Genomic DNA, 18,345 nt, shown 5'->3' with positions numbered 1-18,345 from the left:
TGGATATCGGCAGACAAACGCACGGCTGCAATGACAGTGCCTTTGCGCCGTCGCGGTGGTTAGGTCGAGGCAAGGTTCGGCGGGGTTGCTGTGGAAAAACATCGAATCGTGCATAACCATCCGAACACTGTGCTTGGAGGCTGCGGAGCATGTCGTCGTGCCGGCGTGCTGCATCCCACGCGTTCAATCCATGCAATGTATTAGGGCCATGGGCCCAACGCGCAGCGGCGTCGCACACGTCGTCGGCGCTTCGTGTTGACGAAGTCGCTCGCGGGCAGATTGACTAAATTTCCGGGCATGAAAACCCATGCCACCCATCCAACTGCGTTCCGCACAAACTCGCCTTACGCTCATGCCGAAAAGCCCGAGCTAACGGAGGATCAGGCAGCAGCCAGCAGCAGCGGCACGCATCAACCGCTTGGACGGCCGCCTAGAAAACGGCAGAGGATAGAGTCGGATGACCCAGGGGCCTCGACGCGCGACAGGCAGCCCTTTACGGCAAGCGCCTCAAAGAAAGAGGAAATCGATGCCAGCGAAGGCGCATGGGACAGGCGCGTTCGGCAGTGGCAGCCGGCTGCCGTAAAAAACGAGCGCATCAAAACCGAGCGCTACCCGGACAAGGTGACCGCCGAGGTCGGCGCGTCGTCAGCGCATCATCGGCCACAACGATCGTCGCAGCATGGTGTGGAGGCAAGGGCATCTCTTCGACCGCGCGAACAACCGTCCGAATGGTCCGCCAGAAAGCGACCGCGTGAAGAGCAGGCGCCCTCTCGGCAGTCAAAGCGGTCATTCCATGGCATGGGGCTGACCGAGGATCTCCGCAGGGCCGAACATCAGCTGGACTGGGCGGCGAAAAAACGGCTACAGGCACAGCGACAGCAACAGCAGCGACAGTTGAGCGAGCCCCACGGGATCGCTCGCAACCACAACGCCGGCCTGTGCGTGTCCATGGCGTATGACAACGAGCTGGCGCAGCGCATGCGTGGCGGCATGGCGTTGCCCTTCCTGGAAGAGAGTTTGCATGCGCAAGTCAACGCGAGTCGGCTCGACAAGTACCTCCAGCTGGTTGCCAATGCACAGCGCACCAGGGGGGCAACGCCCCGCGATTTGGATCGTTGCACCGAGCTTGCGGCGCAGTACCTTTCCGGGACCGGATGGTTCGAAGGGGCATCGCTGAAGCAGCTGGCGCATGTGGGCAACAAGCTAAGCAAGCACCAGAACCTGCCCGCGTGCATGGAGGCCATCGCGTGGATCGCCGGAGAGCTCACGCAGGCCGATGATCTGGTGGGGCTGGGGGGCTACCCGTCAGTTCTTCTGCTGAATGCCTTCTCAAAGAATCTCGATAGCGGCCGGTGTGAACGCGCGGCGGCGCGTTTGGCACGTCATCTGCAGTGTGACGACAAAGCCCGACAGTCTCTGAGCGGGCAGAACATCAGCCTGGCGCTCAATGCTTTCAGCAAGTGGTTCGATAATCCGGACTGCCAGGCGATGGCGCACCGGTTTGCCGCGCTTTTCGCCAGCGACAAGCGCCTGCGTTGCGCCATGGATGCGCAGAGCGTGGCGACCGCGCTCAACGCCCTGTGCAAATGGCCCGACACACCTGACTGCGAAAATGCCGTCAGCGCGCTAGCCGAGCGGTTGGCCGACGAGTCCAGATTGCGCAAGGAGTTGAAGCCGCAAGAAGTGGGAAATGCGCTCAACGCCCTGAGCAAATGGGCCGACAACGAGGTCTGTGCGGCGGCCGCCAGTGCGCTGGCCGAACGGTTGGTGGACGATCCCGGCTTGCGCAAGGCTCTCGACCCCATCGCCGTGACTCAAGCGCTCAACGCTCTGAGCAAGTGGGCCGATATATCGGTGTGTACGGAGGCCGCCATCGCACTGGCCGAGTGGCTGGCCGACGACCCCGAGTTATGCAAGTCCCTGAACGCGCGAGGCCTGTCCAACGCGCTCAACGCCCTGAGTAAATGGCCCGACAACCAGGTCTGTGCAGCCGCCGTCAGTGCGCTGGCAGGGCGGGTCGCCGACGACCCCGAGCTGCGCAAGGACCTGGACTGCCAAGGTGTGTCCAACGTGTTCAACGCGCTGAGCAAATGGCCCGACACTCTGGTCTGTGCAGCCGCCGCCAGTGCGCTGGCCGAACGCGTGGTCGACGATCCCGAGTTGCGCAAGGATCTGGACCCGCAAGGTGTGGCCAACCTGCTCAACGCACTGAGCAAATGGCCGGATACACCGATCTGTGGGCAGGCCGCCAGCGCGCTGGCCGGCCAGCTGGCCCACGATCCCGACTTGTGCAAAGCCTTCGACCCGATCAACGTGATCCAAGCGCTGGACGCCGTGAGCAAATGGCCCGATGACGAGGTCTTTGCGGCCGCCGCCAACACGCTGGCCGAACGGCTGGCATTCGAGCCCGATTTACGCGATGCCCTCAGGCCGCAAGAAGTGGCTATCGCACTGCATGCGCTGAGCAAATGGCCCGACAACGGGAATTGTGCGAAGGCCGCCGACGCGCTGGCTGGGCGGCTGGCCAAAGGTTCCTGGTTCGTCGAGGCGCTGGACCTCCAAGGCGTGGCCATCTCGCTCAAAGCCTTGAGCAAATGGCCCGGCAACGAGGACTGTGCAAAGGCCGCAGGCGCGCTGGCTGGGCGGCTGGTCAAGGAGCCCAAGTTGCGCAAGGAACTGGACCTGCAAGGTGTGGTCGTGGTGCTCAACGCTCTGAGCAAATGGCCCCGCACGCAGGATTGCGAGAATGCCGCCGAGGCGCTGGCTGGGCGGTTGGCCAATAATCCCGACTTGCGTGATGCACTTGAGCCACTAGACGTGGCCAACGTCTTGAATGCCCTGAGCAAATGGCCGCACACCGAGCTTTGTGCGAAAGCCGCCCGCAGGCTGGCCCGGCGCATAGTCGACGATCCTCTGTTGCGCGAGGGCTTCAATTCACTGGACGTGGTCAACGCGTTGAATGCGCTGAGCAAATGGCCCGACAACGAGGACTGTGCGAAGGCCGCAGCCGCGCTGGCCAAGCGGCTGGCCAAAGATGCCCGGTTAGTCGTGGCACTGGACCCGCCAGGCGTGGCCATCGCACTCAACGCCTTGAGCAAATGGCCCGACACGCAGGACTGCGAGAAGGCTGCCCGTGCGCTAGCCAAGCGGCTGGTCAAAGATCCCAAGCTACGCAATGCCCTCCACGCGATGCAGGTGGCCACGGCGCTCAACGCCTTGTGCAAATGGCCCGACAACCGGGACTGTGCGGCGGCGGCCGGCGCGCTGGCTGCGCGGCTGGCAGTCGAGCCCGATTTGCGCAATGCACTTAATCCGCAAGAATTTGCCATGGCGCTGCAGGCGTCGTGCAAATGGCCCGGCAACGAGGACTGTGCAAAGGCCGCAGGCGCGCTGGCTGGGCGGCTGGCCAATGATGCCCGGTTAATCGCGGCGCTGGACCCGCAAGGCGTGGGCAGCGTGCTCAGCGCCCTGAGCAGATGGCCCGACACGCCGATCTGTGAGGCTGCCCTCAGCGCACTGGCCGCGCGGTTGTCAGTCGAGCCCGACTTGCGCAATGCACTCGAGCCGCAGGCAGTGACGAGCGCGCTCAACGCCCTGAGCAAATGGCCCAACATGCAGGACTGCGAGAAGGTTGCTCGCGCGCTAGCCGAGCGGCTGGCCCAAGATGCCGAGTTACGCGAGGCGCTGACCCCGCATGGCATGGCCACCGTACTCAACGCCCTGAGCAAGTGGCCCGACAACGAGGACTGTGCGGCCGCCGCCGGTGCGCTGGCCGAGCGGCTGGCCAAAAAGCCCGAGTTGTGTGAGGCCCTCGACGTTTCCAGCCTGTCCCAGGCGCTCAACGCCCTGAGCAAATGGCCCGACAACGAGGGCTGTGCGGCGGCCGCCGGTGCGCTGGCCGATCGCTTGACCAAAGAGTCCCAGTTGGTCAATGCGCTGGACCCGCTCGGCATGGCCAACGTACTCAACGCCCTGTGCAAATGGCCTGACAACGAGAACTGTGCGGCGGCCGTCAGTGCGCTGGCCAAGCGGTTAGCCGACGATTCCGAGTTGTGCAAGGCTTTGCAACCGCAAGGCGTGGCCCATGCACTCAACGCGTTGAGTAAATGGCCCGATACGCAGGACTGCGAGATGGCCGCCCGTGCGCTAGCCGAGCGGCTTACCCACGCTCCGGATTTGTGCACGGCTCTCGACCCTATCCACGTAACCCAAGTTCTCAACGCCCTGAGCAAATGGCCGAGGACTCAGGTCTGCGAGACGGCCATCGACCTCTTGGCGGCGAGGCTGGCCAACGAGCCCGGCTTGCACAAGGCCCTGGACCCACAAGGCGTGGCCGTGGCGCTCAACGCGCTGAGCAAATGCCTCGCCAGGCCGGTGTGCCGGTCGGCATTCGTGCTGCTCGCCGAGCGCGCAGGCTCGGCCGAGCTGCCCTGGCGGCAGTTCGAGATGCGTGGGGTCGCGGTGGTGGCCAACGCGATCTCCCGGCTGTCGCATCTGGACGAAGAGGATGATGAGCAGTTCCTGGCCCTGGGCGTCGCCAAGCTGCAGGCGATGGCCGGCCACCTGGATGTGCACCGCGCGCGGTTTGCGTCCGCTTCGGCCGCCGAGATCGGGGTGCTCTTCAAGGCCCTGGCATCGGCGCGGCTGCAGCGCCAGATGCGTTCGCTGGGACAGCCAGCGCTGGAGCGGCTTGCAGGACTGATCGGGGACGATGGATTACGCCAGACCAGCCTAGAGGGGATCGGCAGTCTCTGCATGGGGCTGTTGCCGCTGATCCGCAGTCCGGAATTGTCCCCCCGCCATCGGGTCCAGGCATTGCGCGTGTTCGATACGTTGCAGCCCATCGTCGCGCGCAAGATCGACCTGTACCTGCGCGGCGACGGCGCGCGCGCGTCGGCCGGCATCGAACAGCATGCAACGCGCTGCCCGGCGCTGACCTTCTACCAGGTGCTCAAGGCCTACGCGGTGGTGAGCCGGCAATGGAAGGCGCGCCATCTTGACGGCCCGCGCAAGCAACTGCGCCAGCGCCGCGATGAACTGGTGAAGTGGGTGGACCTGACGCTGGTGCGCACGCGCCAGGCGATCGAGGCGGACCTGGGCGAGATGAGCTGGAACCTGATCGCGCAGATCGAGGCCGGCGACCAGGTGTTCGACGCCCTGGACCTGCGCATGGCCAAGGAAGCGCCGACGATCACCCAGGCTCATCCACCGACCCGCTTCGACCTGGACAGTGGGCGCTTGAGCATGTCCACGGTTCCCGGTCGGCCGGTGGCGCCGGCGCTCGGCCGCGGCAGCACGACCCATGTGGTGGTCGATCTGGTGGGCAAGGAGTTGTCGACCAATCGGTCCGAATCGGACAAGCCGTACTCGCTGTTTGCGCGCCTGACCGGGCTGCCGCTGGTGGAGGTGCAATTGCCTGGTGAGCTATCGACCTTCATGCTCGCGCGGACGTTCAACTACAACCGCGAGCCCTGGCGCTTCGACCTGTTCGGCGGCAGTCGCGCGGCGCGCAGCAAATCCGGCAGCAGCAGTCTGGTGATGTCCCGACGCAAGGAGTCGGCGTCGCTGTTGCCGGCCTTCCGCTATGCCGACACCGCCCCGGGCAGCAGCCTGATGCAGCTGGCCGCCAAGCTCGCTCCGCAACGCGAGGACTGGTCGCGCATGCAGCGCTCGCTGCTGGAGATGGTGCCCAGTGACCATGTCGTGGAAGGCACGCTGCGCCTGGGCGTGTTCGATGACGTCGAGGGCCCTGCGCATCCGTTCAAGCCGTTGGCCGTGGATGGCACTGCCCTGGCGTTGTGCCCCAACGATGGCTGCGGCTTCCTGAAACTGGAGGTGGCCTTGTCCATTCCGGCCTTCCGCAAGCATTACGATGCCTGGCACGCGGTGCAGGCGAACCAGGCCACCGAGGAGCAGCGCGAGTTGGTGGCCAAGGACAAGGGTCCTTCGCTGATGCCGGCGCAGGCGCTGCAGCATTACCCGCGCGATGCGGCGGCGCTGGAAGAGGCGTACGCGGCGCTGCAGGACCGGCTGCAGACACTGGAGCCGACAGGCGATGATCCCCTGTGGGTGTACAGGCCGCTCATCGGCGGTGGCTACCAGGGTCAGCGGGTGCGGGCGGTGCCGTCGGCCGACGACAAGGTGCATCTGCCGCAGCAGCGCAGCCAGGCCTTCGACGTCGCCGGCGGCCCGTTGCTGCTCGGCAAGCCCCCCTACGACAAGGAGAATCTGCTGCCGGTGCCGGAGCAACGCATCGCCACCGTGGCCCAGGGCGACGCCACCGCCGCGTTCCTCTCGCGGTGCTTCGGCATCCAGTACAGCTACACCGGTTTCGACGATCGCTCTGGCGTCGACCCGCAGATGCTGCACAGCAAGGGCATGCTGGTGGTGGTGCCGGAGCAGCAATGGCCGGCCGCGTTCAGCGACACCGACCTGGCCTGCTCCAAGGAAGACCTGAAGACGCTGTCGTCCTGGACGAACGGCCGCGACCGCGGTGCCTTGCCGCGCGACATCCTCAGCACCGGCAGCCTGCGGCTCAAGGACATCGTGGAGCCTGGGCGCCTGGGCGCACTGCCGATCGACGAGTTGCGCAAACGCAACATGGACACCGACGGCGACGACGCCTTCATCTACGCCGGCTACCCCAAGCTGGCTGCGCTGATTTCGCGGGTCATGATGGATCGCCAGGCCCGGCGCGGTCGGCAAAAGTCCTTCAAGCCGCCGAAGACGGCCACGCCGGCCATCGATCCGGTCAGCGGTCACTACCAGCCCGGGCGGCTGGCCGAGATCATGGCCCTCAAGCGCGGTCAGCGCATCACCTCGGCGGCCGCCACGCTGGCGGCGCGCTTCATGGGGCAGCCGAACGAACTGCGCGAAGCGATGGCGCGCGAGATGATGTTCGGCACCTACGATGGCATCGAGCGCGGGTTGCGCAACGGTTTGCGCGAGCTGCTCGAAGAACAGGTCCGCGATCCCCAGGTGTTGCCCACGCTGCGCGTGCAGGCGCGCGAGGCGATCGAACGCGCCCACCTGCCCGAGGCGCGTGAAGCTGCCGCGTTGCTGCACGCACAGCTGCTTGCGCTGTCGGCGGACCCGTCCGCCGACAGCGCCGCGCCGGCGTTGCCCGAGGCCCTGGCTGAGGCGTTTCCCGGGTTGGCCAAGGCCTACGAGTCCGCCGCTGGCGTGGAGGCGCGCATCCACGCCATCCTGGACAACTACCCGGTATGCCGGCTGTCGCATGCGCAGTTCCCGGACGGGCAACCCGGGCTCGTCCCCGGCGAGCCGGAACTGACCATGCGCAACCTGTTCACCATCGCGATCAAGGTCGGCACCGATGCGCTGAAGTCCGACACTGGTACGGCACTGTTCGCCAAGATCGTGGAGGCCTGCGAACGGTCCGAGCGGAACTTTGCCGAGCGGGTCCGCAGCGTGCCCTACAGCAGGGCCACCGCCCGGGCCATGCAGGATGGGCGCTTCGATCCCGAACAGACCAGGCTGCTGCTGCAGCGCATGCCGTCGATGGCCGCCGGGGTCATGGAAGACGCGCTTGAGGCGCTTCAGCAGGCCGGCTGGATCGACCGGCCGCAGCCGCCGGCCGAGCGGCTGCGCGCCGTGCAGCCGCAGGACATTGCGGTGGAGGCACAGGCCTTGCTCAGGCGCGCTCGCCAGATGGAGCCGCAGCTCACCGACATGCTGCAGAACATTGCCGGGCGCCATGGTGGGCAACTGGCCGGCACGCAGCACCAACTGAAGTCATACAGCTCGTTGCAGGAAAAGCTCATGCAGCGGGTGGTATTGAAGAAGCAGTCGTTGGAAGAGGCGGCTGCCGGCGTCAACGACGCGCTGCGCTACAGCGTGGTGCTGGAACCGCAGGACTTTACCGCCGGCCTGCGCGCCGTGCTGGCCGCACTGGACGATCGGGGCCATGCACGGGTCAAGCTGACCAATCAATTCACCGCGTACCCGCCCTCCTTCAAGGCCATCAATGTCACGCTGCGCAGCCCTGCCGGTGCGCTGTGGGAGATCCAGTTCCACACGCCGGAGACCTTCGCGCTCAAGGAGCGCTTCCACGATCTGTACAAGCACGCCCATGCGCTGGCGGTTGGCGGTGCGTCGCGAGCCGAGCAGCGCACCCTGCAGGCGCCTGCGCTGGAGGCCTTCAAGCGCGTGGCTTCGCCGCCGGGGTGCGAGGAGATCGACGACTGGCAGGAAGAGACCGTGCCGGCGTTGACGAGCACACCGCCGACGCGCGGCTCCGAGCAGACTACCGTCAATGCGGACGCATCGCAGGCACACCGCGTGTTCAACGCCGCCGCAGGCAAGCAAGCGTCGCTGACGCCGGTGCTCACCACGCTGGCCGAAGGCTTGGGCGCGCGGCTCTGGGGCAACGTGCGCTACGACGCCAGGCAGGGCCGGATCGAGCAGGTGCAACAGGCCCCGTTCCAGAAATCGGTCGCCTCGATCAAGGACAAGATCCGGCGCCATCTGCGCGCCGGCATGACCGCAGAACAGGCCACCCAGAGCGTGGGCGATGCGCTGCGCTATGCGCTTGAGTTGCCGTCCGAGGGTTTCGTGGCGAAGGTGCAGGCGGCCCAGGACGCACTGCGTCGGCAAGGGATGACGTGCGTGAAGCTGAAGAATTACTTCACCTCGGGAGACGGCACCTACCGGGGCATCAATGCCAGCTTCACCGATGCCGAGGGCTACGCGTTTGAAGTGCAGTTCCACACGGCCGAGAGCTTCAACGCCAAGGCGCAAACGCATCTGTCGTACAAGCGGATGCAGTTGGCGCAGACACGCCTGGACAAGGAGCGGCAAAAACCTCGGCCCGATCCGGTCAGGCAGGCAAAACTGACGCAGGAAATCGCAGGGCACAGACAGGCGATGCACGAGATGACCGCCAGGGTGAGCGAGCCCGCCCGCATCGAGCGTCTGGGGGATCGCGAATGAGCTCCATCAACGGCTCAAGACGTCGGCAAACTGCGGCGATGATCAGGAAGGTTGAACTGTGAGCCGGACGACAGCTCCACCCTGAAGGCATGCGCGCCGAGTTGCACTGGTGCGGGAATCACGCGCGTGCGGCTCGCAGGCGCGGGCGAACGCGTCGATCGTCGTCACGGCGATCGACCGCGACGTGTTGGAGAATGGCGTGCTAACTGGAGGTCTTGCTGCGTGCATGCCACGCAACCGTGCGCCTGAGCGAACACGAGCAACCGGCAGGGATCGGTCCTGTTGTCAGCACAGACGTTTTTAACCGGCCCCTGCCGGCCATCGACGCCTCGCGGCGTCGACCGATCACGCACGCGCAAGCGGCGTGGTCGCCAGGACGTAGGACGCGTCTACTCCCGCGGCGGCAGCACCGACAGCACTTCTTCGATGGTGGTCAGCCCGGCGGCGACCTTCTCCAGGCCGGTGCGGCGCAGCGTGCGCAGGCCTTCGCCGCGGGCAGCCTGGCTGAAGCTGGCAAGTTCCGTATCCGGGCGGATGAGGGTACGCAGGCGCGGGGTGACCGGCAGCAGTTCGTACAGGCCCACCCGGCCCAGGTAACCGGTGCGGCGGCATTCCAGGCAACCGACCGGGGCGTGCACGTTGAGCGGTTCCGGCAGCGCCTCGCCGGGCTCGCGGATGGCCGCCCAGTCGGCGTCGTTGAGCGTGTGCGGGCGCTTGCAATGCACGCACAGCGTGCGCACCAGCCGCTGCGCCAGCACGCCGTTGAGGGTGGAGGCCACCAGGTAATGCGGCACGCCCAGGTCGAGCAGGCGGGTGATTGCCGAGGCGGCATCGTTGGTGTGCAGCGTGGACAGCACCAGATGCCCGGTGAGCGAGGCCTGCACCGCCATCTGCGCGGTTTCCAGGTCGCGGATCTCGCCGATCATGATGATGTCCGGGTCCTGGCGCAGCAGCGTGCGCACGCCGCTGGCGAAATCCAGGTCGATGTTCTGCTGCACCTGCATCTGGTTGAATTCCGGCGCGATCATCTCGATCGGGTCTTCCACGCTGCACACGTTCACATCCGGCGTGGCCAGGCGTTTGAGCGTGGAATACAGCGTGGTGGTCTTGCCCGAGCCGGTGGGGCCGGTAACCAGCACGATGCCGTGCGGGCGCTCGACCAGCGCGCTCCAGCCGGTGGCTTCTTCGGGGCTGAAACCCAGCTGCTCGATGCTCTTGAACGCCGAATCCGGGTCGAAGATGCGCATCACGCACTTCTCGCCGAAGGCGGTGGGCATCGTGGACAGCCGCATTTCCACCTCGCGCCCACCCGGCGAGCGGGTCTTGATGCGGCCATCCTGCGGGCGGCGGCGTTCGGCCAGATCCATGCGCCCGAGCACCTTGATGCGGCTGACCACGGCGGTCATCACCGAGGGCGGCACTTCCAGCACCTTGTGCAGCACGCCATCGATGCGGAAGCGCATGCGCCCGGCCTCGCGACGCGGCTCCAGATGGATGTCGCTCGCCCGCTGTTCGTAGGCGTACTGCAGCAGCCAGTCGACGATATGCACGATGTGGTGGTCGTCGGCATTGACGTCGCCGGCGCGGCCCAGTTCCACCAGCTGCTCGAAACTGGGCAGGCCGGCGTTGGGTTCGGTGCTGCGCGCATCGCTGCGCGCGCCGCGCACCGACTGGGTGACGCCGAAGAACTCCATCGTGTAGCGATGCAGGTCCAGCGGGTTGATCAGCGCCAGCTCGATGCGGCGCCGGCTCAGGTGTTGCACGTCGGCCAGCCAGTCCAGCGCCAACGGCTCGCTGGTGGCGATCAGCACGCGCTCGGCATCCAGCGCCAGCGGCAGGATGCGGTGCCTGCGCGCATACGCATGCGAGACCACGCCGGTGACCGCGGCCACATCGATGCGGGTGGGATCAATGCGCAGATAGCGCAGCCCGGTGCGGGTGGCCAGCCATTCGGTGAGCCGTTCCAGGCCCAGCTCGCCGGCCGGCGGCTGCGCGGCGTGCAACTTCAGATTGGCCAGCAGCACCAGCGGATGCACATCGCTGGCGGTGCGCGCGCCGCTGGCGGAGAACTGCACGCGCTCGTGTTCGTGCGGTACCACCATGCCGTCGGCCAGCAGGGCCGCGGCCACCGGGTCGAACATCAGCCGGCCGCGCGGCAGCAATGCCACAGCGTTATCCGGATCGGCGGTGCGCCGCTGTTCCATGCGTGTTCTTCCCCAGCAGCGGTGCTGCGCGGCAAAGCGCCGCGGGTCGGCCGGTATACTAGCGCACCCCTTCCGTACGGCCTTTGCTGCATGTCCGATTCCCGGCGCGTTCCAATCACTTTCCAGGGCCTGATCCAGACCCTCAACCAGTACTGGGCCGAACAGGGCTGCGTGCTGATCCAGCCGCTGGACCTGGAAGTGGGCGCGGGCACGTTCCATCCGGCCACCTTCCTGCGCGCGCTGGGGCCCGAGCCGTGGAATGCGGCCTATGTGCAGCCTTCGCGCCGTCCCACCGATGGCCGCTATGGCGAAAATCCCAATCGCCTGCAGCGTTATTACCAGTACCAGGTGGCGATGAAGCCCAATCCGGACAACATCCAGGACCTGTATCTGGGCTCGTTGCAGGCGCTGGGCATCGACCCGTTGGTGCACGACCTGCGTTTTGTCGAGGACAACTGGGAATCGCCCACGCTCGGCGCCTGGGGCCTGGGCTGGGAAGTCTGGCTCAATGGCATGGAAGTGACCCAGTTCACCTACTTCCAGCAGGCCGGCGGACTGGAGTGCAAACCGGTGCTGGGCGAGATCACCTACGGTCTGGAACGGCTGTGCATGTATCTGCAGAGCTGCGACAACGTCTATGAACTGGTGTGGACCTACGGCCCGGACGGAGCGGCGGTCACGTACGGCGATGTGTACCACCAGAACGAGGTGGAGCAGAGCACCTACAACTTCGAACACGCCAATGTGGCCGAGCTGTTCCATCGCTTCGACGCCTGCGAAGCCGAAGCCAGGCACCTGGTCGAGGTCGGCCTGCCGCTGCCGGCGTACGAGCAGGTCACCAAGGCCAGCCACGCCTTCAACCTGCTGGATGCGCGCCGCGCGATCAGCGTCACCGAACGCCAGCGCTACATCCTGCGCGTGCGCGCGCTGGCCCAGGGCGTGGCGCAGGCGTACTACGCCCAGCGCGAGAAGCTCGGCTTTCCCGGCGTCAAACGTTGATGCCGGCGACTTGCTGATGCAGTTCCCTTCCCTCGCTCGCGGGGGAAGGTGCCCGAAGGGCGGATGGGGGCAGTACGCCATCCCACCTGGCACGACCCTCATCCGGCGCTGCGCGCCACCTTCTCCCGCCAGCGGGAGAAGCACATCCTCCAGTCACCTTCGCCCGTTGACGGCAGAAGGAACAAGCAAGGTCCATCTGACATGAGCGAACAACTTCCCCTGCTGATCGAACTGGGCACCGAAGAGCTGCCGGTCAAGGCGCTGCCGGGTCTGGCGCAGGCCCTCTTCGATGGCGTGCTGAGCGGCCTGGAAAAGCGCGGCATTGCCGTCGCCCGTGGCGATGCCAAACCGCTGTCCACCCCGCGTCGCCTGGCGGTGCTGCTGCCGGGCGTGGCCACCGAGCAGCCGGAGCAGCGCTCGGAAGTGCTGGGGCCGTATCTCAACATCGCGCTGGATGCGCGAGGTCAGCCGACCAAGGCGCTGGCCGGTTTCGCCGCCAAGGCCGGCATCGACTGGACCGCGCTGGAACGCACCAGCGACGCCAAGGGCGAGCGTTTCGTGCATCGCGCAGTGACGCCGGGCGCGCGCACGGCCGACTTGTTGCCGGAGATCCTGCGCGAGGCCATCGCCGCGATGCCCATCCCCAAGCCGATGCGCTGGGGCGCGCACGAATACGCCTTCGCGCGGCCGGTGCAGTGGCTGGTGCTGCTGTTCGGCACCGCGGTGATTCCGGCCGAGTTGCTGGGCGTGCGCGGCGACCGCATCACGCGCGGGCACCGCTTCATGCATGAAGGCGCGGTGTCGCTGGCGGCGCCCGGCGACTACGTCGATGCGCTGCGTGCGGCGCATGTGCTGGTGGATCCGGACGCGCGCCGTGCCCGCATCGTCGACGAAGTGCAGGCGGCGGCCCGGCAGGCCGGCGGCAGCGCACGCATCGGCGACGACAACCTGGAGCAGGTGGTCAACCTGGTCGAATGGCCGGCGGCGGTGCTGTGCAGTTTCGAACGCGACTTCCTGGCGGTGCCGCAGGAAGCATTGATCGAAACCATGGAGATCAACCAGAAATTCTTCCCGGTGCTGGATGACGGCGGCACCTTGACCGAGCAGTTTATCGGCATCGCCAATATCCAATCCAAGGACGTGGCCGAAGTCGCCAAAGGCTACGAGCGGGTCATCCGTCCGCGCTTTGCCGACGCCAAGTTCTTCTTCGATGAAGACCTGAAGCAAGGCTTGGAGGCGATGGGCGCGGGGCTTGCCAGCGTGACCTACCAGGCCAAGCTGGGCACGGTGGCCGACAAGGTCGCACGCGTGGCGGCGCTGGCCGAAATCATCGCCCCGCAGGTGGGCGCCGACCCGCTGCAGGCACGCCGCGCTGCAGCGTTGGCCAAGAACGACCTGCAATCGCGCATGGTCAACGAATTCCCGGAATTGCAGGGCATTGCCGGCCGCCATTACGCCAAGGCCGCCGGTGAACCCAGCGAGATTGCGCTGGCCATCGACGAGGCCTACCAACCGCGTTTTGCCGGCGACGACATCGCGCTGTCGCCGCTGGGCAAGGTGCTGGCGATTGCCGAACGCCTGGATACGTTGGCCGGTGGGTTTGCGGCCGGGTTGAAGCCGACCGGCAACAAGGATCCGTTTGCGCTGCGGCGTAATGCGTTGGGGTTGGCGCGGACGGTGATTGAGAGTGGGTTTGATTTATCCCTAATTGATTTGCTGAAGAAAGCCGTGAGTTTGGTTAATTCCGCTTTGGCTTCGTCGCAAGCTGGTAAACAACAAACAGCGGCTGAAGCTGCCAAGGCGCAAGGTGTCAATGTCGCAGAGCGCCAGAGCGGCGGGCTATGGGTGCCAAATGTAGAAGCGACTTCGGAAGAAATCTTCGACTTCATCCTCGACCGCTTACGCGGCTACTACGCCGACAAGGGCGTACCGGCCACGCATTTCAACGCAGTCGCCGCATTGTTCTCGGTCACGTCCGAGGCCGTGCCGACACCGACCAGCGTAGGAGCGCACCCGGGCGCGACCCCCGGCTCCCTCTACGACTTCGACCGCCGCATCGATGCCATCGGCATCTTCGCCACGCTGCCCGAAGCCGATGCGCTGGCTGCGGCGAACAAGCGCATCCGCAATATCCTGCGCAAGGTCGAAGGGGAGATCCCCGGCGATATCGACACCAGCCTGCTGCGCGAGCCGGCCGAGGAAGCGCTGGCCGAAGCGGTGGAAGCGGCCATCGGCGACACCGGCGATGCGCTCCACCGCCATGACTATGTCGCCGTGCTCGCACGCCTGGCGCGCCTGCGCCCACAGGTGGATGCGTTCTTCGACGGCGTGATGGTCAATGCCGACGACCCGCAGCTGCGCGCCAACCGGCTCGCATTGTTGAAGAAGCTCGGCGACCGCCTCGGCAGCGTCGCCGCCATCGAGCATCTGTCCAGCTGATGTCCAGCTCGGCGGGCGCGCTGCACTGGCAGGCCGCCCAGGCCGCGTTGGCGCGGCGCGATCTGGGCGAGGCAGCATCTGCATTGCAGGCGCTGCTGAGGCTGCAATTAACTACGCCATAACGCCAGTATTTGGCAGTGACCGACTACAGCTCTGAGGTGCCGTACCAGCGGCCCTGGATGCTGGTACTACTGTAGGTGTAGTCGGCGATCGGCACGTTGGGCTCTTCAACCGAGCGCAAGCCATGAGTCCGTCGTCCACGCAGTCACTGATCGCTCATCGGATCCAAGTTTGCCTGGAAAGATCGAACACGCGGTCCGCCATCGCAATGGTCTGCTCGCGATGAGCGATGATGATCCTGGTGATCTCCAGATCCATAACTGCGTCGTTGACAACTTTTTCGTTCTTGCTATCCAGATGGCTGGTCGCTTCATCGAGCACCAGGATCTTAGGCTGCGTGTATAGTGCCCTCGCCAGTAGGATCCTTTGCTTCTGTCCACCGGACAAAGTCGAGCCCATATCGCCGACCAGGGTTTCGTAGCCCATTGGCATCTTAACTATGTCATCGTGGATACCAGCAGCACGCGCTGCCGCTTCGATCTTCGACAGCTCCGCCGAGCTGTCGAAGAACGCCACGTTGTCGGCGATTGTCCCAGAGAATAAGCAATCATCCTGCATCACTGCCGCCATTCCCTCGGCGGGGATTGCGCTGCGACACACAGGGCTGGGCTGGTCGGTTACTGTCACTTCTCCTTCCTGCGGCGCAATCAGGCCAAGGACGATTTTGGCAAGCGTGGTCTTGCCACATCCGCTTGGACCGACCAAGGCAACAGACTGGCCAGGTGCTATGGTGAAGCTCAAGTTCCTGAAGATCCACGGTTCCCATTCGGAGTAGCGATATCCCAGCCCCTTCACCTGCACCTCCGGTGCGGACCGGAGGGCGCCTTCCAGGCGCCCGCGCGCAGGCTCTTCGTCCGCAGTGGTGATATCGGCAAGACGATTGAGGTGGAGTCCAAGCATCTTCAGCTCGACCGCGTTATCGATGAGGGAGCCCACACGAATAGAAAACTGGTCCGCATAAGACAGTGCGGCAACCATCATGCCGGCGGTCATCGCGTTGCGTGAGATCAAGTAGGCGCCTGCTGAAAGCAAGAAAACTCGCTGCAGCCCGAAGATGCCCTGGCTGGCGGCTCCAAAGCCCAGCTTGATCCGCTCCGCGGTAATTCCACGCTTGGCTGCCTCCAGCGTAGCATTTGCCAAGCGGGCGCGGCGTTCGAGCTGGCGGTTTGCCAACTTGATTGCCTGGATGCCCCGTACCGACTCCATCAACTCCGATTGCTGTCGTGCATCGAACACCATGCTCTGTTCACTTGCACGCCAGAGTGCACCGAACATGAGGAAGCGACCCAAGGCATAGAGGGTGGCCACGGCCACCGCGACGGTCGCCATACCCGTGCTGTAGATAAATAGCAATACTAAAGCTAGGCTGCCTGTCAGGCCGTCTAGCAGTGCGGTGACGAAACTACCCGTCAAGATCGCCTGGATCCAGTGAATGGATCCGAATCGGGACATGATGTCTCCCAGGTGGCGCTTCTCGAAAAAGTCCAGTGGCAGGCGCATGAGGTGGCTGAAGATATTAATGACCCACTGGGTGCTGATGTTGGCCCCTAGCCAGCTAATCAACCAAGCCCTCGCTAAATTCAGACCCGCCTGGATGATGATCACCAGCGAGAAGATTGCTGCAACTGTGAGTATGACCTTGCCGTTGGACTCTGAGATCTGGTCGACTGCCCACTGGGCCTGGAGCGGTATAGATAGACCTAGCGCCTCGATCGCCAATGCGAGGGCGAAGATCTGGATGAGCACCCTCTTCAATCTGATACGCCCAGGGTTCCGTAGACACTCAAGACCCTCGTTGCGCGTAGCGCCGTTCAAACTCTACAGGGGACAGGTCGCCAGTTGAACCATGACGGCGTTGTGGGTTGTAGAACATCTCGATGTAGTCGAACACCTCGGCGCGTGCGGCGTCCTTGGTGGGGTAGATCCGCCGCCTGATCCGCTCGCGTTTGAGCAGACCAAAGAAGCTCTCCACCGGTGCGTTGTGCCCCAAGGGCAGGCTTCGCGCTCGTGGCAGTTGCCACGCCGACTCATGCTGCACACCAAGCCATGGGACGCCAGGAAACTGCGCCAGTCATCGCTGGTGTAGACAGACCCCTGGTCCGAATGAACCAGGCAACCAGCGCTGGGTTTGCGCCGCCACACCGCCGACAGCAAGGCCTGCACGACCAACTCGGTATCGGCTCGATCGCGCATCGCCCAGCCGACGACCTGCCTGGAAAACAGATCGATCACCACAGCCAGGTACATCCAGCCTTCATGCGTACGGATGAAGGTGAAGTCGCTCGCCCAGGCCGTGTCCGGCTCGGTCACGTCGAACTGTCGATCCAGCAGGTTGGCTGCCGCCTTGCACGGCGTTCCGCCATGGAAGCGCGGCTTGCGGCCATAGCCCACCTGGGCACGCAGTCCCTCGGTGCGCATCAATCGATGCACCCGATGGCGACTGCAACGCTCACCCAGATCGCGTAGATCCTTGGCAATCTTGCGATGCCCATAGACACTGCCGCTGGCCAACCAGTGGTGCTTGATCAGCCCCAGCAGGCGTTCGTCTTCCTTGGCGCGTTCACTGTCGGGCGACTTTAGCCACGCGTAGTATCCAGCCCGGTTCACCCGCAAAACCCGGCACATCGCGCACACCCTGAATTCTTCGCGGTGGACTTGCATGAAGAGGTACTTTGCCTTTACCCCTTGGCAAAGTACGCGGCGGCCTTTTTTAGGATGTCGCGCTCCTCCGTCACCCGGCGCAACTCGATCTTCAGCCGCCGGACTTCGGCGCTCTGGTCCGCCTCAGCGCGCTGTACTACGCCGGGCTTGCCGAACTTGCGCAGCCAAGCGTACAGGCTGTGCGTGGTGACACCCAGTCGCTCGGCGACCTCTGCCACCTTGAACCCACGATCGGTCACTTGCCGGACCGCCTCGATCTTGAACTCATCCGTATACCGCTTACTGCTCATGGACACCTCCGAATCAGCCATTTTCCATGGCCTTGAGATGTCTAGGAAATCCTGGGCGTATCAAAGTTTCAATCAGCACTGCCTACAGGATGCATGTAGTTGGCTTGAGTAACGACAGCACAAATAGCGTCAGCACCTGCGCCATCTTCCCGACCACCCACGCATCTGTTGCGATCTTCCAGGTCTGGAGTTTTAGTGTTTTCCTGGCTCACTTTGACATCGGCGACATGGCTGCGGTAAATCGCGCTGGCTGAAACAGCCCCGGTTTCATCCCTGCCAATGCACGCTTTTTTTGTTGAAATACCATCGATTGCTCTTGTTTATTATTATACGTCTCGGGGTGAGTGGGATCGGCACTTCTGAGTTAGCTGGGTGCTGTGACGAAAGTCGCACCGACGATTGTGCCAGACCGAAAGCTTGCTCTTTTTCGCACCAGATTGGCGTTGACCATATCCAAAATCCGCTAGGCAAGGCCGTGGGCCTCCAAAAAGCGACGAGAGTTAGAATCGCGGTTTAATCGGGAATGTCATTCAATCCGCCGAGCTGGACAAAACTGGGGTAAGGGGGAGATCCCGTGCAGCGCCTGTTTAAACGCTGGGTTGATCAGTGCCTACCATTGCTGCAACAGAGGAATCTGTAAAATGGTCGACACATGTCTCCTCAACCTGAGTCGGTAGCGTCGC

5 protein-coding genes and 1 pseudogene are annotated in these 18,345 nt (G+C 64.6%); 3 read left to right on the top strand and 3 right to left on the bottom strand.

Annotated features, from left to right (window positions below):
- Positions 1 to 297: 297 nt before the first annotated feature.
- Positions 298 to 8,949, top strand: coding sequence for a type III secretion system effector XopAD (locus AMD14_RS21555; protein WP_041470743.1), 8,652 nt, complete (start codon positions 298 to 300; stop codon positions 8,947 to 8,949).
- 389 nt (positions 8,950 to 9,338) lie between these two features.
- Here the strand turns inward: AMD14_RS21555 and AMD14_RS21550 are convergent, their stop codons facing one another.
- Complete coding sequence (locus AMD14_RS21550; RefSeq protein WP_003484955.1) at positions 9,339 to 11,153, bottom strand: GspE/PulE family protein; 1,815 nt, start codon at positions 11,151 to 11,153, stop codon at positions 9,339 to 9,341.
- Between the two features lie 90 nt (positions 11,154 to 11,243).
- Here AMD14_RS21550 and glyQ point away from each other — a divergent pair, with 90 nt between their 5' ends.
- Together glyQ and glyS are read left to right on the top strand one after the other, a co-directional pair.
- Entirely contained in the window at positions 11,244 to 12,152 is a 909-nt protein-coding gene (glyQ, locus tag AMD14_RS21545) for a glycine--tRNA ligase subunit alpha (RefSeq protein WP_003484954.1), read from the top strand.
- 201 nt (positions 12,153 to 12,353) lie between these two features.
- Positions 12,354 to 14,591, top strand: coding sequence for a glycine--tRNA ligase subunit beta (gene glyS, locus AMD14_RS21540; RefSeq protein WP_011052813.1), 2,238 nt, complete (start codon positions 12,354 to 12,356; stop codon positions 14,589 to 14,591).
- A gap of 276 nt (positions 14,592 to 14,867) precedes the next feature.
- Here the strand turns inward: glyS and AMD14_RS21535 are convergent, their stop codons facing one another.
- Together AMD14_RS21535 and AMD14_RS24320 are read right to left on the bottom strand one after the other, a co-directional pair.
- Positions 14,868 to 16,457: a peptidase domain-containing ABC transporter gene (locus AMD14_RS21535; RefSeq protein WP_011052812.1), complete on the bottom strand. Its 1,590-nt coding sequence runs from the start codon at positions 16,455 to 16,457 to the stop codon at positions 14,868 to 14,870.
- Positions 16,458 to 16,494: 37 nt separating this feature from the next.
- Positions 16,495 to 17,662, bottom strand: a pseudogene (locus AMD14_RS24320) (IS3 family transposase).
- Positions 17,663 to 18,345 lie beyond the last annotated feature (683 nt).

The organism is Xanthomonas citri pv. citri, from assembly GCF_000961215.1.
In the GTDB taxonomy this organism is placed as follows: Bacteria; Pseudomonadota; Gammaproteobacteria; order Xanthomonadales; family Xanthomonadaceae; genus Xanthomonas; species Xanthomonas cissicola.
This window is presented reverse-complemented; position numbering and strand designations above follow the sequence as displayed.

Excerpts from the sequence above, each read along its gene's own strand:
- AMD14_RS21555 (WP_041470743.1), top strand. The coding sequence starts at position 298 with ATGAAAACCCATGCCACCCATCCAACTGCGTTCCGCACAAACTCGCCT.
- AMD14_RS21550 (WP_003484955.1), bottom strand. The coding sequence starts at position 11,153 with ATGGAACAGCGGCGCACCGCCGATCCGGATAACGCTGTGGCATTGCTG.
- glyQ (WP_003484954.1), top strand. The coding sequence starts at position 11,244 with ATGTCCGATTCCCGGCGCGTTCCAATCACTTTCCAGGGCCTGATCCAG.
- glyS (WP_011052813.1), top strand. The coding sequence starts at position 12,354 with ATGAGCGAACAACTTCCCCTGCTGATCGAACTGGGCACCGAAGAGCTG.